Raw genomic sequence first — 21,867 nt, 5'->3', positions numbered from 1 at the left:
CGAGCCGCGAGCACGCGCCGATCCATGTTCTGACACGAGGAGATGAATGATGAGCACCCCTGCCACGACGACCGGGTCCGAATCCGCGCTGCCGCAGACCGAGGCCGAGATCGACAAGCTCCGCAAGGAGATCGATCGTCTCGACGCCGAGATCCTGGCCGCGATCAAGCGCCGGACGGAGATCTCCCGGATCATCGGCCGGACGCGCATGGCGTCGGGCGGGCCGCGCCTTGTGCACAGTCGCGAGATGAAGGTGCTGGAGCGTTTCAGCGAGCTCGGCCAGGAAGGCCACACCCTCGCCATGCTGCTGCTTCGCCTCGGCCGCGGTCGTCTCGGCCACTGAACTGAGAGCACGCGGCGCGCTCGCCGGACCGTCGCTTCCCCCGGCCGCCCCGGGTGTACACGCACCCCGGGGCGGTCGCCTCATGTCCGCCCCGTGCCCGCACACGTCCACCGGCGCTATCCAGGTGCTGCGGCCGGTCCCTCACCCGTGGTGGAATCGCTCAGGACCCGCAGGTCGTCCCTCAGCTCGGCTTCCAGCGGTTCGGCATGCGAGCGGATAGTGGGATGCACATGGCGAAGATGCTCCAAGTCCTGACTCGTCCGTTCGATCGCGGCCGCTCGCTCCGCGGGAGTGCCCTCCGCCGCGATCGTGCGATTGGTCAGAACACGCCAATCCACCCCGGATTGGTCCAGCGCCTGTCGCAATGCCGCACCGGGTGGCTGGTGCAATCCGATGAAATCTATGTCCGCGGTGGTGAGGTCGAACATCTGGGCTTCGATGAAATGGTTGCCGCGAAAGTCTGCTCCGAGATAGTCGCGCCCGATCGGAGCGATGCCGTTCACTCCGGCGCCATAGGAGTATTCCGACGGGTTGTCCACGGGGGAGGGTATCGCCAGGTCCCTCTCCACCAGCGAGTCACCGAACGTGATGGTCGTTCGTGACCGGACCTCCGGCTTCAGATAGATCTGATTGTCGCCGTAGTTCAGCTCCGACAACGCATCGATGAGGCCCGGTTGTGATGGGCGCACTCCGTCCACGGCAACGTAGCCGTAGACGGGTGGGTTGTCGTGGACGTGCGGGCCGAACCACTCTTCTTCGGCATGGGCACGATCGCCCACGGGGTTGCGAGCGCCCCTGATTCGCCCTTCCCCGAGGATGGCCGCGAGTTCCTCGTCGCGGACCCGGATAGCGAGGGGTTTCCCGTCGAGCGCTTCCTTCAGCTCTCGCCGCATCTGCTCACGTATCTCGGCGCTGTCCCGGCCGAGAGAAGCCGCTGATTTCTCGATTCTCCGGTCGATGAGGGCGTATTGCTCCAGCCGGGACAGCCGACGGTGGGCTATGAAGTCGGACCATTCATCGTCGCTCGGTCCCTTCTCGCCGAAACGTCGACTCAATTCGGCGTCGAGTCGCTGTCCGGCCCGGTCCAACGACGCTCGGTCCGGCGGCGGGGGGCACAAATCCCGCCTGGTATCGGCATCGCCGCCTGCCGAGGACCATCGACGTCGGATGGTGAGAGCACCGTCGGCGTCGCCGTGCGTGTGCACGTCGGCGACTTGCCGGGAGGCGCGGGCCGCGCCTGTTTTCATCTCGGCGGCGCCCTCGGCTCCCCTCCTGGTCAGCCGTTTCAAATCGTCCACGGCCTGCAAGAAGACTCTGATAATGCCGTTGCTCAATCGGGCATCACCGGCACCCGCACCTTCTCATGACCAGCCCTTCGACCCTCATCGAAACCCGAGTCGAGGCTAATGCGGATGATCGACGCAGTCGCCCCCCGAAAGCATGGGGGTGGGGGCAGTCGCGCTCACTCTCTCACGTGAGCGCGATGTACTTGGTGGACAGGTACTCCTCGATTCCCTCCGTGCCGCCCTCCCTGCCGAAGCCGGACTCCTTGACGCCGCCGAAAGGAGCAGCGGGGTCGGAGATGACGCCGCGGTTGACGCCGACCATGCCGGATTCCAGACCCTCGGCAATCCGCAGGGCACGGTCGAGGTCGCGGGTGTAGACGTAGCTGACCAGTCCGAATTCCGTGTCGTTGGCGGCGGTGAGCCCCTGCTCCTCGGTGTCGAAACCGACGATCGGGGCGACCGGGCCGAACACCTCCTCGCGCAGGATCCTGGCCTGCGGCGGGACGTCGCGCAGGATCGTCGCCGGATAGAACCAGCCGGGGCCGTCGGGCGCCTTGCCGCCGATCAGCACCCGCGCGCCCTTCGCGACGGCGTCGTCCACCAACTCGCCGACCGTACGCAGTTGCTCCTCGTTGATCAGCGGGCCCAGCGTGGTGTCCGGATCGGCGCCCGGCCCGAGCCGAACGCTGCTCTCCATCGCCTCGACCAACTTGGTGGTGAACTCCTCGAGCACGCTGTTGTGCACGTGGAAACGGTTGGCGGCGGTGCACGCCTCGCCGCCGTTGCGCAGTTTCGCCAGCATCGCGCCCTGTACGGCGGCATCGATGTCGGCGTCGTCGAACACCACGAACGGCGCGTTCCCGCCGAGTTCCATCGAGGTGCGCAGCAGCCGGTTCGCGGATTTCTCCACCAGCTTCTTGCCCACCTCGGTGGAGCCGGTGAAAGTGAGTTTGCGCAGCCGGGGATCGTCGAGCAGCGGCTGGGTCACCGCGCCGGAGTGGCTGGAGGTGAGCACGGACAGGACGCCGTCGGGCAACCCCGCCTCGCTGCACAGCTTCGCCAGCAGCAGCATGGTCAGCGGCGTCGCCGAGGCGGGCTTGACGATCATCGTGCAGCCCGCGGCCAGCGCGGGGCCGATCTTGCGCGTGCCCATGGCGAGCGGGAAATTCCACGGGGTGATCGCCAAGCAAGGGCCCACCGGTTGCTTGTGCACCACGATCCGGCCGGTGCCGGAAGGAGCGTGCAGGTAGCGCCCGTGCACCCGGGCGGCTTCCTCGCTGAACCAGCGGAAGAACTCGGCGCCGTAGCGCACCTCGTTGCGGCTCTCCGGCAGCGCCTTGCCCATTTCCAGGGTCATCAGCAGGGCGAACTCCTCCGCGCGCGCGGTGATCTGTTCGAACACCGCGCGCAGGAGCTCCCCGCGCTCGCGGGCGGGCGTGGCCGCCCATTCGTCCTGGGCCGCGACCGCCGCGTCCAGCGCGCGCATCGCGTCCTCCGGCGTCGCGTCGGCGACGTGCGTCAGCACCTCGCCGGTCGCCGGATTGTGCACCGGGAAGGTGCCCGCGCCGGTGGCGTCGACGGGCCGCCCTGCGATCCACAACTGCTTCGGTACGGATTCGAGAAGTTCACGTTCGGACACCATGACGCCAGCCTAAGCCTCACGACGGAAGCGCAAACGCCGAACGCGCGCCGGTCCGGCCGGCTCTCCACGCAGGCACCCGTGCGCGCGGCGGTGCCTGCTTGTACTCTCGGCGAACGTGAGCAGCGACATCACCGCGACGGCGGCATGGCGGAAACTGCACGATCACCACGGCACCGTCGCCGGACGACACCTCAGGGAGTTCTTCGCCGACGATCCGGCCCGGGGCAGCGAGCTGACCGTCCAGGTGGCGGACCTGCACATCGACTACAGCAAGCACCGCGTGAACCGGGAAACCCTGCATCTGCTGGTGGAATTGGCGCGCGAGGCGGGCGTGCCCGAGCGGCGCGACGCGATGTACCGGGGTGCGCACATCAACACCTCCGAAGACCGCGCGGTCGGCCACATCGCGCTGCGGCTGCCCGAAGGCGAGACGATGATCATCGACGGCGCCGACGCGGGCGCCGAGGTGCACCGGGTGCTGCGGCGGATGGGCGAGTTCACCGACGCGCTGCGCTCCGGCGCGTGGCGCGGGGCGACCGGCGAGCGCATCACGACGGTGGTCAATATCGGCATCGGCGGGTCGGACCTGGGGCCGGTCATGGTGCATCAGGCGCTGCGGCACTACGAGGACGCCGGTATCGGCGCCGAATTCGTCTCGAACGTCGATCCCGCCGACCTGGTCGCGAAGCTGGACGGGCTCGATCCGGCCACCACGCTGTTCATCGTCGCGTCCAAGACCTTCTCCACCCTGGAGACGCTCACGAACGCGACCGCGGCCCGGCGCTGGCTGGTCGCCGCGCTCGGTGAGGACGCCGTGGCCAAGCACTTCGTCGCGGTGTCCACCAATGCCGAACGTGTCGCGAAATTCGGTATCGATACCGAGAACATGTTCGGGTTCTGGGATTGGGTCGGCGGCCGCTACTCGGTGGCCTCGGCGATCGGCCTTTCGGTGATGGCGACCATCGGCAAGGAGCGCTTCGCGGAATTCCTCGCGGGCATGCACGCCGTGGACCGGCATTTCGCCGAGGCGCCGCTGGAGGCGAACGCTCCGGTACTGCTCGGCCTGCTCGGCGTCTGGTATTCGAACTTCTTCGGGGCGGAATCCCATGCCGTGCTGCCCTATTCGAATGATCTGGCCCGCTTCCCCGCGTACTTGCAGCAATTGACCATGGAGTCCAACGGGAAGTCGGTCCGTGCCGACGGCACACCGGTCACGACCTCCACCGGCGAGATCTTCTGGGGCGAACCGGGCACCAACGGGCAGCACGCCTTCTATCAACTGCTGCACCAGGGCACCCGGCTCGTTCCCGCGGATTTCATCGGATTCGCGCAGCCCACCGACGATCTGGCCACCGCCGACGGCACCGGCAGCATGCACGACATCCTGATGAGCAACCTGTTCGCGCAGACCAAGGTGCTCGCGTTCGGCAAGACCGCCGAGGAGATCGCGGCCGAGGGGACAGAGCCCGAGATCGTGCCGCACAAGGTGATGCCCGGCAACCGCCCGTCCACCACCATTCTCGCGCCGCGGCTCACCCCGTCGGTCGTCGGTCAGCTCATCGCGCTCTACGAGCACCAGGTTTTCGTGGAGGGCACCATCTGGGGCATCGACAGTTTCGACCAGTGGGGTGTCGAACTGGGCAAGCAGCAGGCGCTCGCCTTGGCTCCGCTGCTCACAGCGGCCGAAGAGCCGCGGCCGCAGGACGATTCGTCGACGGATTCGCTCATTCGCTGGTATCGCGCGCACCGCTGAGTTCGTCCGCGCGCTAGGCGGCCCCGCCGGGCGGGGGTTCGCGTCGCGCCTCGTCGAGTCGCTGGACGACGCGCGAGGTGGAGATCGCGATCAAGGTACCGATGACGCCCAGGTCGAAGACCACTTGGACGCTCACTCCGCGCTTAATCCCGGTGGCGGGACAGCCACCGCGTAGTTTCCCGCCTCCGCGCGCAGCACGAGGTCGGCGCGCCGCTCGGTGGCCGCGACGAGATCCGCGTTGTGCAAGTCGCTGTCGCGCACCTTGCCGTGCGCTGCCGCGGGCGTGCGACCACCGCGAATGTGTCTGCGCAGCAGGCGATACTCGATCACGTCGCGCGCCGCGTCCAGATACCAGCACTCGTCCAGGAGTGCCCGGACCGCCGACCATCGGTGCGTGCCGAAGTCGTCGAGCAGCAGATAGTTGCCCTCGGTGAGGACGATGGACTGCCGGTCGAACACCACGCCGCCGGGCACCGGGGCGTCGACGGACCGGTCGAACGTGGGCCAATCCACCGGCTCGCCCACCGGTGTGGTCCGCAAGCGTCGCAGCCCCGCTACGTAACCATCGACGTCGAAGGTGTCCGGCTCCCCCTTGCGGGCAAGACTTCCCGTGGCCCGGAGGATGTCGTTGCCCAGGTGAAACCCGTCCATGGGTGCGATCTCGGCGACCATGCCGCCCGCCTCGCGGTTGATCGTGTCGCGCAGCGCGACCGACAAGGTGGATTTCCCCGCGCCCGGCGGCCCCGCGATGCCGAGCAGATACCGTCCCCGCCCGGCTCGCTCCCGCACCCGCCGGACCAACCAGCCCAGCGGTCTCTCGACGAACTCCCCTGCCACCGCCGCCACACTACCGTCGCCGCCTGCCACCGACGCGTCCCCGCAGGTGTCCACACCCGCGCGGTGGACTCCGCTGTTCGTCCCACCGAACGGTGATGCCGCGCTCAGGCACCACCGCGGAGGCGCTGGCGGACTTCGGTCGACAGCTCGGCCGCTCAGGCATCACCGCGAAGGCGCAGGCGCACCTCGACCGACAGCTCGGCCGCTCAGGCACCACCGCGAAGGCGCAGGCGCACCTCGACCGACAGCTCGGCCGCTCAGGCACCACCGCGAAGGCGCAGGCGCACCTCGGTCGACAGCTCGGCTGCTCGGTCGCGCAGCGCCTCGGCGAACATGCCGCGGATTTCGACGGTCTCGCGATCGCCGCGATGCGCGAGGACGGTGCGCCGGACCGCGGCGGGATGATCGATCCGTAGCAGCGCGATGGTCGGCGGCAGCACGGGGACGGCGATGCCGGGGACCACCGTGACGCCCAGTCCGGCCGCGACGAGGCCCAGTTTGGCGAACCAGTCGCGGGCGACGAACGCGATCTCCGGCTCTCGGCCTTGGTCGCGCCACGCCCCGAGGAGAGTGGCGGAGGGCTCCTGGCTGCCCGCGATCCATCGTTCGTCGCGCAGCAGGTCGGGCGTAGCGCTGGTGGTGCGGGCGAGCGCATGCGTGGACGCGACGGCGACGAGCAACGGATCGTCCACCAGTGGCTCGATCTCGACGCCGGAGGGCACGGTGTCCGGCGAGGTCACCACCGCGAGGTCGAGGCGTCCGCGCGCGACGGCGGTGAGCAGCCTGGGACTGAGCCCTTCGCGCAGCGAGATCCGCAACTGCCGGTCGCGGGCGGCGGTGGCGGCGATCGCACGGGGCACCAAAGCGGCCATGGCGGTCGAGAACGCCCCGAGGCGCAGGCGGGCCGCCGGGCGCGCCGCGAGATGACGGATGTCGTGCCGGGCCTGCTCCAGCTCGGCCAGGATCACGTCCGCGTGGCGCAGGACGACGCGCCCCGCCGCGGTGGGCCGCACGCCACGGGCGTGCCGCTCGAACAGCGCGCGACCCGCCGCCCGCTCCATGAGCGCGATCTGCCGGGACACCGCGGACTGCGTGTAGCCGAGGTTCTCCGCGGCGGTCGAGAACGAGCCGCAGGCGGCTGCCTCTCGCACCACGCGCAGGCCGGACACACTGAATTCATCCATGCTCATTGCTCATACCAGATATGCGAGACAGTCGCTTGTCGCATAGATGGCGCGACCTTAGCGTCGTCGTCATGACTGCGATCGAGAACAAGAAGCTGCTCGCGGACATCTTCGAGCAGATGTCCTCCGGCAATACCCGCGCGCTGAGCGACGCGATGGCCGACGATTTCCGCTGGGTGTTCCCGGGCGACTGGTCCTGGAGCGGCACTTGGGAACCGAAAAGCGCGGTACTGGAACGACTCCTGCGTCCACTGATGACTCAGTTCACCGGGTACCGCATCGCCGCCGAGACGATCATCGCCGAGGGCGACCGCGTCGTCGTGCGGGCCCGCGCCGAGGGCGTGACCACACGCGGGGAGAACTACGACCAGACCTACTGCTTCGTCTTCCAGGTCGCCGACGGGAAATTGCGCGAGGTGGTCGAGTACTGCAATACGGCGTTGGTCGAGCGCGTACTCACCCGGCCCGCGTGACACCGGCACCAGACGGGCCACGCGGGGCCTGAGTCCCGGTTGACTCGCTGCGCACCGGGAACCCGAACCGGTCCCCAGGGCACCCGAGGCTCAGACGAACGCGCGCTCGACGATCGCGCCCGTGTCGACGCCGGTGGGCAGCGTGCCGAACGCGATGCCCCAGTCGTCTCCGAGCCGGGTGGCGCAGAAGGCGTCGGCGACGGCGGGGCGGCCGTGGCGAACGAGCTGAGCGCCCTGGAGCACGAGCGCCATCAACTCGACGACGCGCCTTGCGCGGTATTCGATGTCGTCGAGATCCGACAATTCCTTGCCGACCCGGGCGATCGCGTCGTCCAAGCGCGGGTTCTCGCCCTTGGCGCGCGACACTTCCTCGAAGTACGCCTCGACCGTCTCCGGCTGACGCCCCATGGCGCGCAACGCGTCCAGGGCGGCGACGTTGCCCGAACCCTCCCAGATGGACATCAGCGGCGCCTCCCGGTACAGCCGCGGCATGCCGGATTCCTCGGCGTACCCGTTGCCGCCCAGGCATTCCAGCGCCTCGGCCGCGTGCGCGGGCGCACGCTTGCACACCCAGTACTTGGTGACCGCCAGCGCGATGCGCCGCAGCGCCGCCTCGGCCGGGTCCCGGCCTGCCCGGTCGGTGGCCCCGGCCAGCCGCATCATCACGGTGGTCGCGGCGTCGGACTCGATCACCAGATCGGCCAGCACATTGCGCATCGCGGGCTGGTCGATCAGGGCGGCTCCGAACGCCTTGCGGTGCCTGGCGTGGTGCACCGCGTAGACGGCGCCCGCACGCATGCCGGTGGCCGAGCCGATCACGCAGTCCAGTCTGGTCATGTTCACCATCTCGATGATGGTCTTGACGCCCGCGCCCTCCGCGCCGACCAGCCAGCCGACGGCGTTCTCGTATTCGATCTCCGACGAGGCGTTGGACTTGTTGCCCAGCTTGTCCTTGAGCCGCTGGATGCGGATGGGGTTGCGGGCGCCGTCCGGCAGCACCCGGGGCAGCAGGAAGCAGGACAGGCCGCCGGGAGCCTGCGCCAGGGTGAGGAACATGTCCGACATCGGCGCGGAGGTGAACCATTTGTGCCCGACGATCCGGTAGCTGCCGTCCGGCTGCGGCGTCGCGGTGGTGGTGTTGGCGCGGACGTCCGAGCCGCCCTGCTTTTCGGTCATCGACATGCCCGCGATGAGCCCGGCCTTGGCGGACGGTTCCCGCAGCCCGAAGTCGTAGACGCGAGAGCCGAGCAGCGGTTCGAATCGCGCCGAGAGTTCCGGGTTGTGCCGCAAGGCGGGGACCACCGCGTAGGTCATGGAGATCGGGCACATGTGTCCCGCGTCGGCGACGCCCCAGGTGTAGAACTTCGCCGCACGCGCCGTGTGCGCGCCCGGGCGGTCGTCCAGCCACGGTGCGCCGTGCAGGCCGTGCTCGACGGCGACGCGCATCAGCTCGTGCCAGTGCGGATGGAACTCCACCTCGTCGACGCGGTTGCCGTAGCGGTCGTGGGTGCGCAGCACCGGCGGGTATTCGTTGGCCAGCCTGCCCCACTCCTGCGCCTGCGCACCACCCGCGAGCGCGCCCAGTTCCCGCACCTCCGCTTCGGCCCAGCCCGCGCCTTCCCGGTGCAGGCCCTCGAGCAGCGCCGGATTGCGCGAGGCGTCGAAGGGCACGATGTCGGGCACCTGGTTGAAGACTTCATGCGTCTGCATCTGACACTCCTGATTCCAGCCGGGCGGCGAGCGCGCCCGGGTCGTCGCGCACGCCGAGCGCGCGGATCGCGAAAGCGGTGAGTTCGGGGACGACGGATTCGCCGTGTGGCGCGTCGGCGAGCGGGCCCACCAGCACCTCGCCGATCGCGCCGACCAACGCGGCCGCGCTGATCCTCGGATCCTGCGGGGGCAGTTCACCCCGCGAGATACCCTCGGCAACCGCCGATTCGAAGGTCTCGGCGAAGGCGCGCCGGAAGCGCAGGCGTTCACTGTCCACGGCGGCGTCTACCGGCTCGGCGAGCAGCACGTAGGCCAGGTTCGGGTTCTTCAGCGCGCGGCCCGCGAAGGTCTCCACCGCCGCGGTCACCCGCTCGACGGCCGTTCCGCGCGAACCCGCCTCGGCCACGGCGGCGACCTCGCGGGCGACCACTTTCCGGAACACCGCCCGCACCAAGGCGGACTTGCCGTCGAAGTTCTTGTAGACGGTGCCGGTGGCCACGCCGGCCTCGGCCGCGACCGCCGCCATGGACAGCGCGCCGTAGCCGCCGCGGGAGAGCACCTTGGTCGCGGCGTGCACGATCAGCCCCGCCTGGGCGTCCAGGCGGGCCTGCACGGCAGGGGTTCTGCGGTAGGCCACCCAAGAAGTGAATCACGGATTCATTTCTTCACGCAAGGGTGCTTTTACGGCGTATGGTCGAGCGCGTGACCGTACTCGTCGAACGCAACGGCCCCGTGACCACCGTGATCCTGCATCGTCCCGAAGCGCGCAACGCGGTGGACGGGCCGACCGCCGCGGCGCTGGCCGACGCCTTCCGGGAATTCGACGCCGACCCCGATGCGGCGGTCGCGGTGCTGTGGGGCGACGGCGGCACGTTCTGCGCGGGCGCCGACCTCAAGGCGCTCGGCACCGAGCGCTCCAACCGCGCCGCCGAAGACGGTGACGGCCCGATGGGCCCGACCCGGATGCGACTGTCCAAGCCGGTGATCGCGGCGGTCTCCGGCTTCGCGGTGGCCGGTGGTCTGGAACTCGCCCTGTGGTGCGACCTGCGGGTCGCCGAGCAGGACAGCACCTTCGGCGTCTTCTGCCGCCGCTGGGGTGTCCCGCTGATCGACGGCGGCACCATCCGGCTGCCGCGGATCGTGGGCGAGGGCCGCGCCATGGATCTGGTGCTCACCGGACGCGCGGTCGACGCCGACGAGGCGCTGCGGATGGGATTGGTCAACCGCGTGGTGCCCACCGGTGAAGCCCGCCGCGCCGCGGAGGCCTTGGCCGCGGAACTGGCCGCGCTACCGCAGACCTGCCTGCGCTCGGACCGGATGTCGCTGCTCGAGCAGGAGGGAATGACCGAGGAGTCGGCCCTGCGCAACGAGTTCCGCCACGGCCTGACCGCACTGGCCGGCGGCGCCCTGGACGGGGCCGCGCGCTTCGCCTCGGGTGCGGGCCGGCACGGCGCTCGCGCTTGAGCCCGATGGGCCGCCTGAGCGTCGTCGACGAGATCTTTCTGCGTAGCCACCGCGGGCTCGGCACGCCGATCGCGCTGCAAGGGCTGTGGCGGACGGCCGACCGAGTGGACCCGGCGCTGCTGGAACGGGTGCACGCGGCCCTGCGCTCGGGACCGTTGGGCCGCAGGGTGATCGGCTCGCGCGTGCCGGGCGCTCGCCGGGCCTGGCGCCCGAACGTGCGCGCGTACCCCATCGACCGCGCAGGGGACGTTCTCCCGGTCGCGCGACTGCTGGACTGGGCCGACGCGCAGGGTGGCGGGCTCGATCCGGAATTCGGTCCCGGGTGGCTGCTGTCGACGGCGATGCTGGACGACGGCGGTTCGGTTGTCTCCCTCACCTGCTCGCACGCACTGGCCGACGGGCGCGCACTGGTGCTCGCGGTGGACGACGCGCTGGGCGGCGCCCGGGTGCGTCCGGCGGATCCGTCCGCGCGGGAATCGGATTGGGCCGACGCCCGCCGCCAGTGGTCGATCGTCCTGCGCGGCACCGCGGCTGCGCTGCGGCACGGGATACCGCGGCAACCCGCCGTGCCGCGCCGGGACGAGCAGCCGCGCCGGGCGGACAACGCGACGCACAGCGCGATCCTGCAATGCCCGGCCGCCGAGTGGGACCGCGTGGCTGCGCGCGACGGCGGCACGGCGAACAGCCTGTTCATCCACCTCGTCGCGACCGTGCTGTGGGACAGCGGATTTCCCGGCGACACGATCGAGGCCAGCCTGCCCGTCGACACCCGCGACGAACCCCGGGTCGACAACGACCTCGCCATGACGCGCATCGCGATCACCCGCGCCGACACCCCGGCGACGATCCGCGCACTGGCCCGTTCCGCCTACGCGCACCGCATGTCCGCACCGAGCGGCATGCCCGAAGAACTCCTCCAGGTGATTCCGGACCGCTGGGCCTACGCGTTGTCCGAGGGTGCGGGCGAACGGGACATCCTGTGCTCCAACATCGGAACGCTCCCCGCCTCGCTGCTCCGACTCGGCCCGCACCACTGCACCGGCGTCGCTGCCCGCGCCATCCATCCCGGCCTGGCCGTCGCGCGACTGCCCCGCACCCGCCTCTCGGGCTACCTCTGCCGAATCGGCGACGACTATGTGCTGAGCCTGGTCGGCCTGGACCCGGCGCGGATCACGTCGGCGGGCGCGTTGCGTGAGCTGGCGCTGCGCGCGGCGAATTGCGCGGGCTTGCACGCCGACGCGTGGTGATTCCCGCGGGCTGACGCGCCGAGCTGCGGTCATCCGCACGGGCGCGCCCGGCGAGCCGCGGGCAGATCCACGGGCGCACCCGGCTCGCAGGTCTGCGCGGCGAATTCGACGACACGCGCAATCTTTCGGCGAACAGCGCGGAGTTTCGGCGACCTGGTATGAAATCGGATGGTTTCGCTCGCCGGTCGCCGGCGGTTCGCGCGAATGCCGACCACGACCGCGATCGGTCGGGTCGGCCGACTCGCCGTGTCGGTGTGATCACCGCCGTCGGCCGCACCGCCCGATAAAGTCTGCGGCGTAGGCCGACTGGCGGCCGCGACGACCCATTTGCCGTGCAGGCCTTTCGCGCATGAAGTTCCGATTCCATCGATACTCGAGTGGAGCATGATGAACCGAAAGCATTCGCGTACTCTCGCCGCGATCGTAACGGTGGTTGTGGCCGCCACCGGCGCTTTCGCTGTTTCCGATTCCGTGGCGGGCGCCGCGCCAGGAGAGATCAATGCCGGTGGCCTGCATCTGATCGCGTCGGCGAACGCCAACAATGTCGTGCCCGCGGGCGGTGATATCCCGCCGGGAGTTCCGTTCGTGCACGCGGTCAAGGTGTCAGGAGACTTCTCGGTATTTCTCGACGGCCCCTCGGCGCTGCGTGAAGGGGAAATCGCCATCGGATATCTGGTCGGCTGCGCGGTCGACATCTCCAACGGCATCTCGATCGGTATCTCGCCGAGCGTCGGTGTCGACTTCGGGATCGCGCCCTCCTTCGGCCTGGAGGGCTCCCTCACCTGGGATGCGCCCTCCGTGGAGATGAACATGATGCCCGATCAGAAGATGATGATGCCCTCCCTGCAACTGACCGCTCCGCCGAGCGTCAGCGTCGGCGCCGCCGTCGGCATCCAGCCCAGCTTCGACGTCGAGGCGGGAGTCGCCGTCGAACTCGCGGTGAATCTGGCCCCCGGTTCGGTCACGGCGGCGGTGATCGGCGCGGCGGAAATCGACGGTGAGTCCGAATTCCCTTACACCTTCGCACACACCAATACCCCGTTGAATATCAGCGGCTGCCTTTCACCGGCCTCGGCCATGCCGTTTGTCACCGTACGGGCCGATTCGAAAAAGGCCTCAGCGCAAACGACGGGTTACGGCGCAGCGTTCTGGTTCTGACCGCCGCACCGCACCGATCCGTCCAGCGGCGCGCGCCGACCCCGGCCGAACCGCGCATCCGAGATCCACTGCGCGACACGGCGGCACTCGCCCGGGTGCGCGGCCGATGGTCACCGTCGATGGTGTCGAACGCGCCGCGCGCTCGGCGATCCGCTCGGATTCCGGCGTCGGCGAGGTTTCCCGCGTGCGCTTGTGACGGATGCGAAAAGACGAGTGGCCGTGCGAGCTACGTGCCGGATCAGCCGGCGGCGCGCTCCAGGACATCCGAGGGAACCCGAACGCCGGGGTCCAGGTCCGCGGAGTCGATCGGGGTGTCCCAGGTCTGGCGCAGCGGGAGGACACCCGCCCACACGCCCCCGTTGTCGATGTCCGACGGGTCGTCCTTCGGGCCGCCGGACCGGACCTTCACCGAGGCCTCGGTGAGGTCGAAGGCGAGCACTTTCGTGGCGGCGAGTTCCTTCTTGCTCGGGGGCCGCACGCGAGACCACGCGCCGGGCGCCGCGTGGTCGACGATCACGCGCAGCCCGTGCAGGCGCTCGTCGTGATCGGTCACCTCGCGAGCCCGTCCGAGCACGACCGCGCAGCGGTAGTTCATCGAGAAATGCATGGCCGAACGCGCGTAGACCACGCCGTCGACCAGGGTCACCGTCACCGAGATGTCGGTGGCGACGGCCGCGCGCATGTTTCCCGCGCCGGTCGAGCCGTGCAGGTAGAGCGTGTCGCCGTCGCGGCCGTAGGAGGTCGGCAGCACGACCGGCGTGCCGCCGAGCAGCACGCCGAGGTGGCAGATCAGCCCCGCGTCGAGCACCGCGTCCAAGTCGGCGCGATCGGTCCTGGCGCGGTCGGTCAACCGGGTCGGCGTGCTGCGCGGGGTGGGCGAGAGCGGCGTGCGTGGGGCGGCTGTTTCGGTCATGGACTCAGCATCGGGCCGCGAATGGCATCATGAAAGTGCCAATTCGAATGATTTTCAGCAGTCCACTTCGAGGAGCGCAACGGTGCTGGATGACCTTCCCCTCGATCTCGACCGCGACCTGGCGCAGCCGCTGTCGGTGCAGATCGCCGAACAACTGCGCCGCGCCGCGACCGGCGGACCGCTGCGCGGCGGCGATCGGCTGCCGTCCACCCGCGCGCTGGCCGGGCGGCTCGGCGTCAGCCGGACCGTGGTCGCCGCCGCCTACGACCAATTGCACGCCGAAGGCTGGATCAGCGGCAGGCGCGGCTCCGGCACCTACCTGACGACCGCACCGGCCGCCGCGCCCGCGCGCACCGATTCCGTCCACGGCCCGGACGCCGCGCCGCGGCTGTTCGATCTCGCCCCGGGAGCGCCGTGCGTCGACGCGATCGACCCGGCCGCGTGGCGACGGGCCTGGCGCGCCGCCGCTGATCACGGCCCGCTCGTGCGTAAGGACCGCGCGGGCGAGCCGGAGTTCCGCACGGCGGTCACCGAGCATCTGCTGCGCCACCGCGGGATCGGCGCGGGCAGCGACACCGTGCTGCTCGCCACCGCCGGGACCAGCTCCGCCGTGAGCGAATTGGCCGCGGCGCTGCTGCGGCCGGGCGATGCCGTCGCCATGGAGGATCCGGGCTACCAGCGCGCCGCGGGGGCCTTCGCGGCGGCAGGCCTCGAGGTCGTCCCGGTGCCCGTGGACGCGCACGGCCTGCGCGTGGACCTGCTGTCCACCCGGATCAAGGCGGTGTATTGCACTCCCGCGCACCAATTTCCGCTCGGTGCGCGGATGCCCGCGGCGCGGCGGGTCGAGCTCGTCGAGCACGCGCGCGCGGCCGGGATCTTCGTCATCGAGGACGACTACGACGGCGAATTGCGTTACGACACCGCGCCGCTGCCGCTGCTGGCCACCATGGCTCCCGACGTGGTCGTCCACTTGGGCACGACGAGCAAGATCCTGTCCCCCAGCCTCGGTGTCGGCTGGTTGCTCGCCACTCCGGAGATCGCCGGGGCGGTGCTCGCCCACCGGGAGCGCACCGGCACCGGTCCGAGCCCGGCGGGGCAGCGCGTGCTGGTCGCCTTCGCCGCGCACGGCGATCTGGCCAGGCACCTGCGCAGGCTGCGCCGCGCGCTGCCACCGCGCCGGGCACTGGTGGTGACCGCGTTGCGCCGCCGCGGCGTCGGCGTGCTCGGCGACGACGCGGGCTCGCACGTCGTCGTGCCGGTGCGGTCGGCCGAGGCCGAGCGTCGCGTGATCGCCGCGGGGCAGGCGCGTGGCGTCGCGCTCGACGGCCTGTCCAGGTACTACCTCGGAGCCCGCCGTGATCACTTCGGCGTCGCGCTCGGTTACACGGCGTTGCCCTTGCCCCAGCTCACCGCGGCCGCACCGATCGCCGCGGAATGCCTCGCCCGGCCGTAGCATGGTCCGCATGAGCGAACAGGACATCTTGGGGCGTATCAAGGAACTGGTCGACCAGGAGCACCAGCTGCGCTCGCAGGCCACTCGCGGCGAATTGGACCCGAAGACCGAGCGCCAGCGCTTGGCCGAACTCGAAGTGATGCTCGATCAGGCCTGGGACCTGCTCCGCCATCGCCGGGCGCGGATCGAGCAGGGCGAGTCTCCCGACGGGGTCCGGCCCAATACGGTCTCGCAGGTCGAGGGCTACCTGCAGTAGGCGCGGCGATGTCGAGCACAGCGACCGACTACGACGTCATCGTGATCGGTGGCGGGCCCGCGGGTGAGAACGCCGCCGCCTACGCCGTCGCGGGCAGCGACCGCACGGCCGCCATCGTCGAGCGGGAACTCGTCGGCGGCGAATGCTCCTACTGGGCCTGCGTTCCGAGTAAAGCGCTGTTGCGGCCGGGCCATGTGCTGGCGGCCGCGCGGGCGATGCCGGGCGTCTCGGCCACCGGCCTCGACGTCGAGGCGGTGCTGCGGCGGCGCGACGCCTTCGTGCACGACCATGACGATTCCAGCCAGGTCGACTGGGCCCGGAGCAACCGCATCGACGTCGTGCGCGGCACCGGCCGCCTGACCGGCGCGCGCACGGTCGAGGTCGCCGGGCGGCCGTTGCGCGCCCGGCACGCCGTGGTGCTGGCCACCGGCACCACCGCGAACGTTCCCGACGTGCCCGGCCTGCGCGCCGCGCTGCCGTGGACCTCCCGCGACGTCACCAACCTGCACGAGGTGCCGCGCCGGGTCGCCGTCGTCGGCGGCGGCGTGGTGGCCGCCGAGGCGGCCACCTGGCTGGCCGCGCTCGGCGCCGAGGTCACCCTGCTGGTGCGCGGCTCGGCGCTGCTGGCCGCGGCCGAGCCGTTCGCGCGCGATCTGGTCGCGGGGGCGCTGTCCGATGCCGGGGTGCGGGTGCGGTTCGGCACCCAACCCGCCGCGGTCGAGCGCCCGGCCTCGAAGGACACCGGTGAAGGGTGGATCCACGGCGGTCCGGCCACGGTCCGGTTGCGCGGTCCCGAAGGCGAGTCGGCGCTCGAGGTGGACGAGATCGTGGTGGCGGCCGGACGCGCGCCCGCCACCGAGGGCTTGGGCCTGGACGCGGTGGGGCTGCCCGATGGATACGTCGCGGTGGACGACCACCTCACCGCCCGCGAGGTCGACGGCGGGTGGCTGTATGTGGTGGGCGACCTCAACCACCGCGCCGCGCTCACGCATATGGGCAAATACCAGGGCAGGGTGTGCGGCGACGTGATCGCCGCACGAGCAGAGAGCAGACCGCTGGACGACCCGCGATTCGTCGCGAGCTCCGATCACGGCAAGGTGCCGCAGGTGGTGTTCACCGCGCCGGAGGTCGCCTCGGTCGGCTTGACCGAAGCCGCGGCCCGCGACGCCGGGCACGCGGTCGAGACCGTCGAACTGGACATCGCGGTGGCCGGATCGGCGCTGTCGCGCGACGACTACGCCGGTCACGCGAAGCTGGTGATCGACGGCGCCACCGACACGCTGCTCGGGGCTACGTTCGTCGGCCCCGAGGTGGGCGAACAATTGCACGCGGCGACGATCGCGGTGGTCGGCCGGGTGCCGCTGTCCACTCTCTGGCACGCCGTGCCCGCCTTCCCCGCGGTGAGCGAGTTCTGGCTGCGCCTGTTGGAGGCGCGTCGCCCGTAGCTACCATTTGCAGATGGTGGCAACAACGGATATCGCGACCGCCGACGGAATCGTCCGCGGCCGCCGGGGCCGCCGCGTACTGCGCTGGCGGTCCATCCCCTACGCGGCTCCTCCGATCGGGGACCTGCGATTTCGCGCTCCACAGCCGGTCGAACCGTGGTCCGGCGTCCGGGTGGCGACGGAATTCACCTCCGCGGCGATGCAGCACCGTTCCGGGGCGCGGATCGGGCCGCGCGCCTACCAGGTGACCAGTGAGGACGCGCTGACACTGAATGTCACCGCGCCCGCGACACGGGCGGCGGGCCCGCGTCCGGTGCTGGTCTTCATCCACGGCGGCGGCTACCTCATCGGCACCTCCGCGCTCGGGCTGTATTCCGGCGCGCGGCTGGCGCTGCGCGGCGACGTGGTGGTGGTCTCGCTGAACTACCGGTTGGGCGCGTTCGGCTATGTCGACTTCAGCGAATTCGGCACCGCGGAGCATCCCTTCGACTCGAACCTCGGATTGCGTGATCAGCTCGCCGCGCTTGAGTGGGTGCGCACCAATATCGCGGCCTTCGGCGGCGACCCCGGCAACGTGACGATCTTCGGCGAATCGGCCGGCGCGCACGCCGTGCTCGGTCTGCTGGCCACCCCGGCTGCCAAGGGATTGTTCCATCGGGCCGTTGCGCAGAGCCCGCCCGCCGACTGGGCGATCACTCCCGAGGAGTCCCGCGGCTTCGCGCGCCGCTGTGTCGCCGCGCTGGGCGCCACGCCGGACACCGCGCACACCGTGCTGCGCACCGCCGGCGCCAACGACATCCGCCGCGCCGTCGATCGCACCATCGGCGCGGTGGTGCGGGAACAACCGGGCGCCTTTCCGGTGTGTCCGGTGGTGGACGGCGAGTTCCTGCCGCTGTCCCCGGTCGACGCGATCGCCGAGGGCTCCGCGCACCAAGTGCCGCTGATCATCGGCACGAACCGGGACGAGGGCACGCTCTTCGCCCGGTTCGCCGACGAGCTGCCCACCACCGCCGACCGGCTGCGCACCGCGCTCGGGCGCGACGCCGAGGCCGAATCCCGGATCGCCGCGGCGTACCCCGGATATCCCCAGCCGAAGGCAGCGATCCAGGCGGGCGGCGACTACACCTTCTGGCGTCCTTCGCTGACCGTCATGGAAGGGCACAGCAGGCACGCGCCGACCTATGCCTACCGCTACGACTTCGCCCCGCGCGCCCTGCACTTGGCCGGGCTCGGCGCCACACACGCGACCGACCTCATCGCGGTCTTCGGCATCGGCGACACCCCGGTCGGCCGGGCCTTCACCGCCGCGGGCGGGCGGCGCGGCCTGCGGGCGGTCACCGATCAGTTCCAGGACAACTGGCTGGCTTTCGCCCGCACCGGAGCTCCGCTGCCGTCCTGGCCCGCGTACACGGAGGCCCGCAGGTCGACGTTGATCATCGACTACCCCACGCGTGTGGAACACGACCCGGACCGGGCGAAACGACTCGCTTGGCAGGGCGTGCGGGTCCCCACGCTGACCTGAGCGGGGCCGCTACTTCAGCAGGCGCGACATCCGCCGGTCCGCGAGGATCTTGCCGCCGGTCTGACAGGTGGGGCAGTACTGGAAGGACCGCTCGGCGTAGGAGACCTCGCGGACGGTGTCGCCGCAGACCGGGCACGGCTGCCCGGTCCTGGCGTGCACGCGCATGCCGGAACGCTTCTCGCCTTTGAGGCGGGCGGCGCCCTGGCCGACCGAGCGCCGCACCGCGTCGGTGAGCACGGCGCGCATGGCGGTGTAGAGCTCGGCCACCTTGTCGGCGGGCAGGGTCTTGGTGTTCGCGAACGGCGAGATCCGCGCGGCGTGCAGGATCTCGTCGGAGTAGGCGTTGCCGACGCCGGCCAGCAGCGCCTGGTCCACGATCGCGGTCTTGATCCGCTGCGAGGTGCCGTGCAGGATGTCGGCGAACTGGGCCTCGGTCACCTCCAGCGCGTCGGGACCGAGCCGGGCGATGCCGGGCACCGCCTTCGGGTCCGCCACGACGTACGCCGCGAGCCGCTTCTTCGTGCCCGCTTCGGTCAGGTCGAAGGCGGGCGTCGCTCCTTCGGGGGTGAAGAAGTGCACCCGCAGCGCCAGCGGACTCTTGCCGCCCGGCTTGGGCGGCGTCGGGCTCGGTTCGTCGATCCAGCGCAGCCATCCACCGCGCGACAGGTGCGTGACGAGCCACAGCCCGTCGCACTCCATCCCGAGGAATTTGCCCCAGCGCCCCGCGCCGGTGACGTCGCGACCGGACAGCGCGGTGATCGGCGGCTCGAACGTCTTGACGGCGCTGAGGGCGGCCACGTCGACGCGGCCGATCACCGCGCCGACCGCATGCTCCCGGAGGAACTGAGCCAACGCCTCCACTTCCGGTAGCTCTGGCACGCGATCCAGACTACCGAGCCGCACCGACAATCCGCCGGTTCTCGCGCGGCCGGCTCACCCGCCGCGACGCAGCAGGTAGATGTCCATGATCCAGCCCTTGCGCTCGCGCAGCTCGGCGCGGCGGCGGACGATCTCGTCCCGCACCGCGGGCAGCGGTCCCTCGATCAGGGTCTCGTCCGGCATACCGAGGTAGGCGCCCCACCAGATGTGCACGTCCGCGTCCGCAATCGCGGTGAACGAGCAGTCGCCGTCCAGCATCACCAGCGCGTTCTCGGCGCCGAGGCCCTCCTCGCGCAGGCGGCGGCCGGTGGTGATGCGCACCGGTTCGCCGATGCCGTGCAGCACGACGCGATGCCGCGCGGCCAGCGCCTGCGCGCTGGTGATACCGGGAATCACCTCGTAGTCGAAGCGCACCACGCCGCGGGCGAGCACCCGCTCGACCATCCGCAGCGTGCTGTCGTACAGCGCGGGATCACCCCAGACCAGGATGCCGCCGACGCTGTCGGACGCGGCGAACGCCGATTCCAGCAGCGCCGACCGGCGATCGTGCCAGTCGTCGACCACGTCCAGGTAGTCGGCGGGCGTCCGGTCGCGCGGCGGATCGGCGATCGGGACGATCCGGTAGGTCCGGTCGGTGTGCGCGTCCAGGATCGCCGTCCGCACGTCGACCAGTTCCCGCTTCGCCTCGCCCTTACCGATCACGAAGAACGTCTCGACCTGCCGCATCGCCTTGATCGCCTGCACGGTGACCTGGTCGGGATCACCGGCGCCGATGCCGATCACGTAGAGCTTGCGCATGGGCTCGAGCTTGCCAGGCGGGCGGAAGACCCCGGTCGCCAGGCGCGGCCGAGGACGCGCCCGATCGGCTCGCCGCCCGCGCGACGGCGAAGACTAGAGTTGCCGAACGTGGCTCACGACGCGCTCGATCCGGCTTCCGCCCCCGACACCCAGTACGAGGACCTGCTGCGGCTGGTGCTGGCGTCCGGCTCGAAGAAGGCCGACCGCACCGGCACCGGAACGCGCAGCATCTTCGGCCACCAGTTGCGCTACGACCTCGCGGCGGGCTTCCCGCTGGTCACCACGAAGAAGGTGCACCTGAAGTCGATCGTCTACGAGTTGCTGTGGTTCCTGCGCGGCGACTCCAACGTCGGCTGGCTGCGCGACCACGGCGTCTCCATCTGGGACGAATGGGCCGACGCCGACGGCGAGCTCGGCCCCGTCTACGGCGTGCAGTGGCGGTCGTGGCCGACCCCCGACGGCACCCACGTCGACCAGATCGCCCAGGTGCTGCAAACCCTGCGCACCGACCCGGACTCCCGGCGCATCATCGTCTCGGCGTGGAACGTCGCCGACCTGGACAAGATGGCGCTGGCGCCCTGCCACGCGTTCTTCCAGTTCCATGTGGCCGACGGCAAACTGTCCTGCCAGCTCTACCAGCGCAGCGCCGACCTGTTCCTCGGCGTGCCGTTCAACATCGCCAGCTACGCGCTGCTCACCCACATGGTCGCCCAGCAGACCGAACTGGCTCCCGGCGACTTCATCTGGACCGGCGGGGACTGCCACATCTATGACAACCACCTCGACCAGGTCACCGAGCAGCTCGGCCGCGACCCGCGCCCGTTCCCCACGCTGCGGCTGCATCCCGCCCCGACGCTGTTCGACTACCGCTACGAGGACGTGGAAGTAGTCGGCTACGACCCTCATCCGGCCATCAAGGCCCCGGTGGCGGTGTGAGCGAAAGCCGCACGATCGGGCTCATCTGGGCACAGACCCTGGACGGGGTGATCGGGTTCCGCAACACCATTCCCTGGCGGCTGCCCGAGGACATGGCGCATTTCAAGGACGTGACCTGGGGCCATCCCGTGGTGATGGGCCGCCGGACCTGGGACTCGCTGCCGCCGCGGTTCCGGCCGCTGGCCGGTCGGCGCAACATCGTGGTGACCAGGCAGCCCGACTGGTCGGCCGAAGGCGCCGAGCGCATGTCGTCGGTGCCCGAGGCGCTGGCCGCCTGCGCCCCGGACGCGGTGTGGGTCGCGGGCGGCGGTGAGATCTACCGCGCAGCGCTGGAGTTCGCGACCGACCTGCGCGTCACCGAGATCGACACCGCGGTCGAGGGCGACGCTTTCGCGCCGTCGATCGGACCGGAGTGGCGGCCCGACGTCCCGGAGCCCTGGCGCACCTCGACAACCGGTCTGCGCTTCCGCATCAGGCACTACACCCGGCAGCGGCCCGCCTAGCGGAGAACTCGGTGGGCGCCACGCCGCGCGCGACCGTGAACGCCGACGTCAGGACCGGCGCCGGT

The 21,867-nt window shown here is 70.6% G+C and carries 22 protein-coding genes; 12 read left to right on the top strand and 10 right to left on the bottom strand.

Annotation, left to right across the window (positions count from 1 at the left end):
* Nucleotides 1-49 precede the first annotated feature (49 nt).
* The gene (locus ABZ803_RS11495; protein WP_062977356.1) at nt 50-343 is read left to right on the top strand and encodes a chorismate mutase; all 294 of its coding nucleotides are present in this window, start codon (nt 50-52) and stop codon (nt 341-343) included.
* A 116-nt stretch (nt 344-459) separates the two neighbouring features.
* Here the strand turns inward: ABZ803_RS11495 and ABZ803_RS11490 are convergent, their stop codons facing one another.
* The gene (locus ABZ803_RS11490; protein ID WP_357035619.1) at nt 460-1,677 is read right to left on the bottom strand and encodes a hypothetical protein; all 1,218 of its coding nucleotides are present in this window, start codon (nt 1,675-1,677) and stop codon (nt 460-462) included.
* 136 nt (nt 1,678-1,813) lie between these two features.
* Nucleotides 1,814-3,271: an NAD-dependent succinate-semialdehyde dehydrogenase gene (locus tag ABZ803_RS11485; protein ID WP_357035616.1), complete on the bottom strand. Its 1,458-nt coding sequence runs from the start codon at nt 3,269-3,271 to the stop codon at nt 1,814-1,816.
* A gap of 115 nt (nt 3,272-3,386) precedes the next feature.
* Between ABZ803_RS11485 and pgi the strand changes: the two genes are divergently transcribed.
* Nucleotides 3,387-5,024: a glucose-6-phosphate isomerase gene (gene pgi, locus ABZ803_RS11480; RefSeq protein ID WP_357035613.1), complete on the top strand. Its 1,638-nt coding sequence runs from the start codon at nt 3,387-3,389 to the stop codon at nt 5,022-5,024.
* 13 nt (nt 5,025-5,037) lie between these two features.
* Here pgi and ABZ803_RS11475 read toward each other — a convergent pair whose 3' ends face one another.
* The 3 genes from ABZ803_RS11475 to ABZ803_RS11465 form a co-directional block, all read right to left on the bottom strand.
* A complete protein-coding gene (locus ABZ803_RS11475; RefSeq protein WP_357035610.1) occupies nt 5,038-5,160 on the bottom strand; it encodes a hypothetical protein in 123 nt (40 codons plus the stop codon).
* Complete coding sequence (locus ABZ803_RS11470) at nt 5,157-5,861, bottom strand: nucleoside/nucleotide kinase family protein (RefSeq protein ID WP_357035607.1); 705 nt, start codon at nt 5,859-5,861, stop codon at nt 5,157-5,159. Before ABZ803_RS11470 ends, ABZ803_RS11475 begins: the two co-directional genes overlap by 4 nt.
* Nucleotides 5,862-6,118: 257 nt before the next feature.
* Entirely contained in the window at nt 6,119-7,045 is a 927-nt protein-coding gene (locus ABZ803_RS11465) for a LysR family transcriptional regulator (protein ID WP_357035604.1), read from the bottom strand.
* Between the two features lie 71 nt (nt 7,046-7,116).
* On the opposite strand from ABZ803_RS11465, the gene ABZ803_RS11460 reads away from it, so the two are divergent.
* Nucleotides 7,117-7,518: a nuclear transport factor 2 family protein gene (locus ABZ803_RS11460; protein ID WP_357035601.1), complete on the top strand. Its 402-nt coding sequence runs from the start codon at nt 7,117-7,119 to the stop codon at nt 7,516-7,518.
* Between the two features lie 90 nt (nt 7,519-7,608).
* On the opposite strand, the gene ABZ803_RS11455 is transcribed toward ABZ803_RS11460, so the two are convergent.
* Together ABZ803_RS11455 and ABZ803_RS11450 are read right to left on the bottom strand one after the other, a co-directional pair.
* Entirely contained in the window at nt 7,609-9,228 is a 1,620-nt protein-coding gene (locus ABZ803_RS11455; protein WP_357035598.1) for an acyl-CoA dehydrogenase family protein, read from the bottom strand.
* A complete protein-coding gene (locus ABZ803_RS11450) occupies nt 9,215-9,865 on the bottom strand; it encodes a TetR/AcrR family transcriptional regulator (RefSeq protein WP_357035595.1) in 651 nt (216 codons plus the stop codon). Before ABZ803_RS11450 ends, ABZ803_RS11455 begins: the two co-directional genes overlap by 14 nt.
* A gap of 65 nt (nt 9,866-9,930) precedes the next feature.
* On the opposite strand from ABZ803_RS11450, the gene ABZ803_RS11445 reads away from it, so the two are divergent.
* From ABZ803_RS11445 to ABZ803_RS11435, 3 genes are all read left to right on the top strand, one after another.
* Nucleotides 9,931-10,692, top strand: coding sequence for a crotonase/enoyl-CoA hydratase family protein (locus ABZ803_RS11445; protein ID WP_174315449.1), 762 nt, complete (start codon nt 9,931-9,933; stop codon nt 10,690-10,692).
* A 5-nt stretch (nt 10,693-10,697) separates the two neighbouring features.
* The gene (locus tag ABZ803_RS11440) at nt 10,698-11,939 is read left to right on the top strand and encodes a hypothetical protein (protein WP_357036318.1); all 1,242 of its coding nucleotides are present in this window, start codon (nt 10,698-10,700) and stop codon (nt 11,937-11,939) included.
* A gap of 387 nt (nt 11,940-12,326) precedes the next feature.
* Nucleotides 12,327-13,097: an MspA family porin gene (locus ABZ803_RS11435; protein WP_357035591.1), complete on the top strand. Its 771-nt coding sequence runs from the start codon at nt 12,327-12,329 to the stop codon at nt 13,095-13,097.
* Between the two features lie 238 nt (nt 13,098-13,335).
* On the opposite strand, the gene ABZ803_RS11430 is transcribed toward ABZ803_RS11435, so the two are convergent.
* Nucleotides 13,336-14,010: a pyridoxamine 5'-phosphate oxidase family protein gene (locus ABZ803_RS11430; RefSeq protein ID WP_357035588.1), complete on the bottom strand. Its 675-nt coding sequence runs from the start codon at nt 14,008-14,010 to the stop codon at nt 13,336-13,338.
* 82 nt (nt 14,011-14,092) lie between these two features.
* Here ABZ803_RS11430 and ABZ803_RS11425 point away from each other — a divergent pair, with 82 nt between their 5' ends.
* The 4 genes from ABZ803_RS11425 to ABZ803_RS11410 are packed head-to-tail and all read left to right on the top strand — an operon-like array spanning nt 14,093 to nt 18,686.
* The gene (locus ABZ803_RS11425) at nt 14,093-15,463 is read left to right on the top strand and encodes a PLP-dependent aminotransferase family protein (protein ID WP_357035585.1); all 1,371 of its coding nucleotides are present in this window, start codon (nt 14,093-14,095) and stop codon (nt 15,461-15,463) included.
* A 10-nt stretch (nt 15,464-15,473) separates the two neighbouring features.
* On the top strand, nt 15,474-15,719 hold the full coding sequence (locus ABZ803_RS11420; RefSeq protein WP_063052940.1) for a DUF2630 family protein: 246 nt from the start codon (nt 15,474-15,476) through the stop codon (nt 15,717-15,719).
* A gap of 8 nt (nt 15,720-15,727) precedes the next feature.
* A complete protein-coding gene (locus tag ABZ803_RS11415; RefSeq protein ID WP_357035581.1) occupies nt 15,728-17,164 on the top strand; it encodes an NAD(P)/FAD-dependent oxidoreductase in 1,437 nt (478 codons plus the stop codon).
* 13 nt (nt 17,165-17,177) lie between these two features.
* Nucleotides 17,178-18,686: a carboxylesterase/lipase family protein gene (locus tag ABZ803_RS11410; RefSeq protein WP_357035578.1), complete on the top strand. Its 1,509-nt coding sequence runs from the start codon at nt 17,178-17,180 to the stop codon at nt 18,684-18,686.
* A gap of 9 nt (nt 18,687-18,695) precedes the next feature.
* Here the strand turns inward: ABZ803_RS11410 and ABZ803_RS11405 are convergent, their stop codons facing one another.
* Together ABZ803_RS11405 and cobF are read right to left on the bottom strand one after the other, a co-directional pair.
* Nucleotides 18,696-19,565, bottom strand: coding sequence for a DNA-formamidopyrimidine glycosylase family protein (locus tag ABZ803_RS11405; protein WP_357035575.1), 870 nt, complete (start codon nt 19,563-19,565; stop codon nt 18,696-18,698).
* A 54-nt stretch (nt 19,566-19,619) separates the two neighbouring features.
* Nucleotides 19,620-20,363: a precorrin-6A synthase (deacetylating) gene (cobF, locus tag ABZ803_RS11400; protein ID WP_357035572.1), complete on the bottom strand. Its 744-nt coding sequence runs from the start codon at nt 20,361-20,363 to the stop codon at nt 19,620-19,622.
* A 108-nt stretch (nt 20,364-20,471) separates the two neighbouring features.
* Here cobF and ABZ803_RS11395 point away from each other — a divergent pair, with 108 nt between their 5' ends.
* The gene (locus tag ABZ803_RS11395) at nt 20,472-21,299 is read left to right on the top strand and encodes a thymidylate synthase (protein WP_357035569.1); all 828 of its coding nucleotides are present in this window, start codon (nt 20,472-20,474) and stop codon (nt 21,297-21,299) included.
* Nucleotides 21,296-21,802 (top strand): dihydrofolate reductase, encoded by a 507-nt coding sequence (locus ABZ803_RS11390; RefSeq protein WP_357035566.1) that lies wholly within the window; start codon nt 21,296-21,298, stop codon nt 21,800-21,802. Before ABZ803_RS11395 ends, ABZ803_RS11390 begins: the two co-directional genes overlap by 4 nt.
* Nucleotides 21,803-21,867: the final 65 nt, after the last annotated feature.

Source organism: Nocardia sp. NPDC047648, from assembly GCF_040642815.1.
Lineage (GTDB): Bacteria > Actinomycetota > Actinomycetes > Mycobacteriales > Mycobacteriaceae > Nocardia > Nocardia gamkensis.
The sequence above is the reverse complement of the archived record's forward strand: the minus strand, read 5'-3'. Positions and strand labels throughout refer to the sequence as shown.

Coding starts and splice junctions, on each gene's coding strand:
- ABZ803_RS11465 (WP_357035604.1), bottom strand. CDS start 7,045: ATGGATGAATTCAGTGTGTCCGGCCTGCGCGTGGTGCGAGAGGCAGCC.
- ABZ803_RS11495 (WP_062977356.1), top strand. CDS start 50: ATGAGCACCCCTGCCACGACGACCGGGTCCGAATCCGCGCTGCCGCAG.
- ABZ803_RS11420 (WP_063052940.1), top strand. CDS start 15,474: ATGAGCGAACAGGACATCTTGGGGCGTATCAAGGAACTGGTCGACCAG.
- ABZ803_RS11455 (WP_357035598.1), bottom strand. CDS start 9,228: ATGCAGACGCATGAAGTCTTCAACCAGGTGCCCGACATCGTGCCCTTC.
- ABZ803_RS11440 (WP_357036318.1), top strand. CDS start 10,698: ATGGGCCGCCTGAGCGTCGTCGACGAGATCTTTCTGCGTAGCCACCGC.
- ABZ803_RS11485 (WP_357035616.1), bottom strand. CDS start 3,271: ATGGTGTCCGAACGTGAACTTCTCGAATCCGTACCGAAGCAGTTGTGG.
- cobF (WP_357035572.1), bottom strand. CDS start 20,363: ATGCGCAAGCTCTACGTGATCGGCATCGGCGCCGGTGATCCCGACCAG.
- ABZ803_RS11430 (WP_357035588.1), bottom strand. CDS start 14,010: ATGACCGAAACAGCCGCCCCACGCACGCCGCTCTCGCCCACCCCGCGC.
- ABZ803_RS11410 (WP_357035578.1), top strand. CDS start 17,178: ATGGTGGCAACAACGGATATCGCGACCGCCGACGGAATCGTCCGCGGC.
- ABZ803_RS11415 (WP_357035581.1), top strand. CDS start 15,728: ATGTCGAGCACAGCGACCGACTACGACGTCATCGTGATCGGTGGCGGG.
- ABZ803_RS11435 (WP_357035591.1), top strand. CDS start 12,327: ATGAACCGAAAGCATTCGCGTACTCTCGCCGCGATCGTAACGGTGGTT.
- ABZ803_RS11460 (WP_357035601.1), top strand. CDS start 7,117: ATGACTGCGATCGAGAACAAGAAGCTGCTCGCGGACATCTTCGAGCAG.